This window comes from Caballeronia sp. (genome assembly GCF_049581465.1).
In the GTDB taxonomy this organism is placed as follows: Bacteria; Pseudomonadota; Gammaproteobacteria; order Burkholderiales; family Burkholderiaceae; genus Caballeronia.
Map to the genome: position 1 here is coordinate 1 of NZ_JBAUSA010000289.1, position 5,111 is coordinate 5,111.

Annotated in this window: 3 protein-coding genes and 1 pseudogene; 1 reads left to right on the forward strand and 3 read right to left on the reverse strand. The window is 61.5% G+C overall.

Annotated features, from left to right (window positions below; all coding sequences use genetic code 11):
- The 3 genes and pseudogenes from WCA53_RS07275 to WCA53_RS07285 form a co-directional block, all read right to left on the reverse strand.
- Nucleotides 1-229, reverse strand: a pseudogene (locus WCA53_RS07275) (ABC transporter permease); the annotation flags it as partial.
- A 25-nt stretch (nucleotides 230-254) separates the two neighbouring features.
- Nucleotides 255-1,766 carry a sugar ABC transporter ATP-binding protein gene (locus WCA53_RS07280; RefSeq protein ID WP_423907433.1) on the reverse strand — a complete coding sequence of 504 codons (1,512 nt, stop codon included), beginning with the start codon at nucleotides 1,764-1,766 and terminating at the stop codon, nucleotides 255-257.
- A 254-nt stretch (nucleotides 1,767-2,020) separates the two neighbouring features.
- Complete coding sequence (locus tag WCA53_RS07285; protein ID WP_423907437.1) at nucleotides 2,021-3,940, reverse strand: PAS domain S-box protein; 1,920 nt, start codon at nucleotides 3,938-3,940, stop codon at nucleotides 2,021-2,023.
- 287 nt (nucleotides 3,941-4,227) lie between these two features.
- Between WCA53_RS07285 and WCA53_RS07290 the strand changes: the two genes are divergently transcribed.
- A complete protein-coding gene (locus WCA53_RS07290; protein ID WP_423907435.1) occupies nucleotides 4,228-5,022 on the forward strand; it encodes a DUF899 domain-containing protein in 795 nt (264 codons plus the stop codon).
- The last annotated feature ends 89 nt before the right edge of the window (nucleotides 5,023-5,111 follow it).

Genomic DNA, 5,111 nt, shown 5'->3' on the forward strand with positions numbered 1-5,111 from the left:
ATGTGCAGGCGATCGCCAACACGCCGTTGACCGCCGTCGCCTGCAGGATCCCGAGCATGTTGTCGGTTTGCATGAAAGCGGGCGATGCGAAGCTGAAAAAGACCAGCAGCAGGATCAGGCTCGCGAAGGCCAGCATCTTTTGCAGAGCGGTCGGCGCGAAGATGCGTGCTCTAAGGCTGGACGGCCGTCCCTCATTAGCCAGCGCCGAAGTATCCGATGGTTGTGTCATGAAATAAGACTCTCCTTTTCGGGGCTCACGCCGCCTTTAGGGTTTCACGCTGGGTCGCCAATTGCATGATGCGCTCTTGCGTCGCCTCCATGGCTGAGAGTTCGCCGGTGATGCGGCCTTCGCACATCACGACAATGCGGTCGCTCATGCGCAGGATTTCCGGCAGTTCCGACGAGATCATCACAATCGCCTTGCCCTGGTTCGCGAGCGCGCGCAGGAGCTTGTAGATTTCGCTCTTTGCGCCGACGTCGATGCCGCGCGTCGGCTCGTCGAAGAAGAGCACGTCGCAGTCGCGCTCAAGCCATTTCGCAATCACGATTTTCTGCTGATTGCCGCCCGACAGCAGCCGCACCTCCTGCGCCGCGGAGGGCGTACGAATGGCGAGCAGAGTGATGAAATGGGAGGCGGTCCGGCGTATCTGGGCGCGGCGCAAGAAAAAGCTCAGCGACAGGAATTTGCCCAAATTGGACATCACGATATTCGATTCGACGTCCATTTTCGTCGCAAGGCCGAAGCGCTTGCGGTCTTCCGAGAGATAGCCGATACCGCGCGCTACTGCGTCGCTCGGCTGCCTGATTCTCGCCTTCACGCCTTTCACGACAATCTCGCCCGATTCGATCGGATCGGCGCCGAACACCGCTCGGGCGACCTCGGTGCGACCGGCGCCCATCAAGCCGGCAAAGCCCAATATCTCGCCTTTGCGCAGCACGAAGCTCACGTCCCTGACCAGTGGGCCGGCGTTTAGATGCTTTACTTCGAGTGCGACCTCGCCTGTCTCTGCGGTGCCCAGCGAAGGCGCGACGTCGGTCAAGGTTCGCCCGACCATCATGCCGATGATCGCTTCGACGCTGGTATCGCGGGCTGCGACGGTGGCCACATATTCCCCGTCACGCAACACGGTGACGCGGTCGGCAATCTGCTTGAGCTCATCCATCTTGTGGGAGATGTAGATGATTCCCACGCCCCGGTTCTTAAGCTCGCGGATGATGCGAAAGAGCTCGGCGATCTCTGCGTCGTTGAGCGCCGAGGTGGGCTCGTCCATGATCAGGACGCGCGAATCGAAGGACAAGGCCTTGGCGATCTCGACCATCTGCTGGCTAGCGACGGTCAGCGTGCCGACACTGGCGCGCGGGTCGAGCTTCACGTGCATGCGGGCAAGAATGTCGCGCGCTTGCGTGTTGAGCTTGTCTTCGTCGAGGAACAAGCCGAGGCGTCCGCGCGGCTCGCGGCCGATGAACATATTCTGGGCGACGCTCAGATGATTCATCAACTGCAGTTCCTGATGAATTATGCAGACGCCCATGGCCTGCGCCTCACGCGGGCTCAGGAACTCGACCGGCTGGCCGTCATAGAGGAATTCGCCGGAATCCCGGGTGTACACGCCGGCGAGGATCTTCATCAGCGTCGACTTGCCGGCGCCATTCTCGCCCATCAGCGCGTGGACTTCGCCCGCCAAGAGCTCGAACTGCACTTCGTGAAGCGCCCGCACGCCGGGAAAGCTCTTGCTGAGCCTTTTGACGGAAATGAGCGGGATCATGGCGCGGATCTAACGACAATTACACGGCGGCCGCAGGCCTCATCGCGAGGAGCGGGCGGGACAAGCGCCGGGCGTCGCCACGTAGCGCGGCTGAGCTCGTGGTGAAGATCGCGGAGAAAATCGCAACGAGAAACCAGGCACATTGCTGGGCTCCCAAATTGATGTGGAACGATTTTACGACGCTGGACGGCCGCGGTTCAAGCTTAGGCATTCCCTAGTGCCGTGCGCAAATGTGTCTCGCGCCGCCGCCGTGTTTAGCTCGCAGCCCTAAGCGCCTTGGCGACTTCAGCCAGTCGATACGGCTTGTTGACGAAGGCAAAATCGTCGATACGTCCATACTGCTCGCGCAACGCCGGCAGCGGGTACCCAGACGCCAGTATCACCTTGAGATCGGGCCGAAGCTCCCGTGCCGAGCGCGCCAGTTGAATACCGCTCACGCCCTTCGGCATGACTACGTCGGTAAATAGAATGTCGATATCTGTCCGGCGCTCAAGCGTGGCCAGCGCGTCGATGCCATTGGTTGCAGTCACGACTTCGTAGCCTATGCTGCGAAAAAGCTGCCCCGCCGCGTCCAGCACATCCGGCTCGTCTTCCACGATGAGAACCGTTTCCACGCTCGAATCGGCCGCGACAATCGGAGCGTCCGGCGCCCCTTCAACCACGGGCAGGTACATGCTGATGGTGGTGCCTTTGCCCTCTTCGCTTTGGATCACGACGTCGCCGCCGGACTGTGCGATGAACCCATAGACCTGGCTCAAGCCCAATCCGGTACCCTTGCCAATCTCCTTGGTCGTAAAGAACGGTTCAAACGCGCGTGCTGCAACCGCCGGCGGCATCCCGGTGCCGGTATCGGCGACAAAGACCCGGACGTAACAACCCGGGGGCATATTCCCGACGTCGCCTGTGCGGAGCTCTACGTTCTCGATGGCGACCACCAGTTTTCCACCATCGGGCATGGCGTCGCGAGCGTTGACAACGAGGTTCAAGAGCGCCGCCTCGAACCGGGCGGCATCGAGCAGCACGGTTTTGGCGTCCTGGGCCGGCACTATCTCCATCTCGATGGCGGAATTTCCCGCGCGGCGCAACACGGCTTCGAAATTGCCGATCACGTCGTTCAGGTCGTATTTTTCGACCATGAGGGGCTGCTGACGCGCGAACGACAGCAATTGCTGGGTGAGGAGCGCACCGCGCTCGACGGTGCGCCGAATGGCGTCGAGCACCTTGATGTCGGCATAGTTCTGCGCTCGCGTCGCAAGGATATCCACGCTACTCGATACGACCGCCAGCAGGTTATTGAAGTCATGGGCGATCCCCCCGGTGAGCTGGCCGATCGCTTCCATCTTCTGCGATTGGAACAGCGCCGCATTGGCCCGCTCCAGAGCTTCGGCTGTTTGCTTACGCTCCGTAATATCCCGTGTGACCTTGGCGAAGCCCAGCAGTTTGCCCGCGTCGTCGCGAATGGCATCGACCACGACGTGCGCCCAGAATCGCGTTCCGTCGCGACGCACCCGCCAGCTTTCCTGTTCGAAGCGGCCTTCCTCCGAGGCCGTTTTCAGCGTTTTAGCCGGCATGCCTTTCGCGCGGTCTTCTTCCGTGTAAAAGACGGCGAAGTTCGAGCCTACGATTTCCTCGCGCTTGTAGCCTTTGATGCGTTCGGCGCCGGCGTTCCAGTTCGAGATCTCGCCAGTCGGGGAAATCATGTAGATCGCGTAGTCGGTCACGCCCTGAACGAGGAGGCGAAAGCGTTCCTCGCTATCGCGCAACGCCTCCTCGGCAGCCTTGCGCTCGGTGATGTCGCGTGTGATCTTCGCGAAGCCGACCAGCTCGCCCGAGAGATCCCGGATCGGATCGACCACGACGCTAGCCCAGAATCGCGTGCCGTCGCGGCGCACTCGCCAGCCTTCGTCCTCGAACCTGCCTTGTTCGCGGGCGATTTGTAATGCGCGGGCCGGCTTGCCAGCGCGTCGGTCCTCCTCCGTGTAAAACACGGAGAAATGCTGACCGATGACTTCATGAGCAGCGTATCCCTTGAACCGTTCCGCCCCGGTGTTCCAACTGCTGATAAACCCGTCAGGGGTCAGCATGTAAATTGCGTAGTCACTGATGGCCGTGACCAGCATTTCGAAGCGTTGTTCGTCGCTCAGCTTACGCGTCCCGCGCTCTTCGGATTTCATCATCTAGGTCTACGTAGCGTAGTGGAATTGCAATCAAAAGGGATGCGTCGCAACAAGCGCCGCAGGCTACTAGCCTTACATTCGTGGCAAAGGGGCCCGAAAGCTTGATAGTAACCTCAAGGCTCATTGGAATACCGCCACACTTGTTACTCCCAGGGTTCCATTTCCGGTGCGAGACTTGTCTTCACGGCCTACAACCATCGATTAACCATCGATGAACAGCGAACGGAATCGCGCCTCAGCCACGAGGTGCGGAAATTTGCCCAAATCAGGAGATAGCAAAAGCCATGACACCCTCAACGGAGAACGGACGGACAGGCGCACAGCCTGCCATGCACCCACAACCCGTCGTGTCGCCGCAGGAATGGGAGGCGGCCCGCCAGCAACTGCTAGTGAAGGAAAAGGCTCACACCCGCGCCCGTGACGCGCTGGCCGCCGAGCGCCGGCGAATGCCTTGGATGGCCGTGGAGACCGGCTATTCGTTCGAGGGGCCTGCGGGCAAGGCTAGCCTGCTCGACCTGTTCGACGCCCGGCGTCAACTGATCGTCTACCGCGCCTTCTTCGAGCCGGGCGTGTTCGGCTGGCCCGAGCACGCCTGCCGGGGCTGCTCCATGGTGGCCGACCAGGTCGCGCACCTCGCCCACTTGAACGCACGTGACACCACTCTTGTGTTCGTCTCGCGTGCGCCACAGGCGGATATCGCGCGGTTGAAAGCGCAGATGGGCTGGGATATTCCGTGGTTCACCCTGACGGACAGCTTCGACGCCGACTTCGGCGTGAACGAGTGGCACGGAACGAACGTGTTCTATCGCGACGGCGACCGCGTGTACCGCACCTACTTCATCAACAATCGCGGCGACGAGCAGATGGGGAACACCTGGAACTATCTCGACATCACCCCGCTGGGGCGGCAGGAACTCTGGGAGGACTCGCCCGAGGGATACCCTCAAAGCCCGACCTACAAGTGGTGGAACTGGCACGACAGCTATGTCGCCGATGCCGCGCCCGACAAGAAGTGGGTCGAGGTATCGGATGCCGGAGAGGCGGCGTTCCGGAACCAGTCCGCGAGCACGAAGCCATGAGCGAGGCCTGTTCCGGTGGATCGGACGGGCAGCGACGGGCAGCGACGGGCGGTGAGGTCGGCCCCGACCTCGCCGCCGCGCGCCGGCGT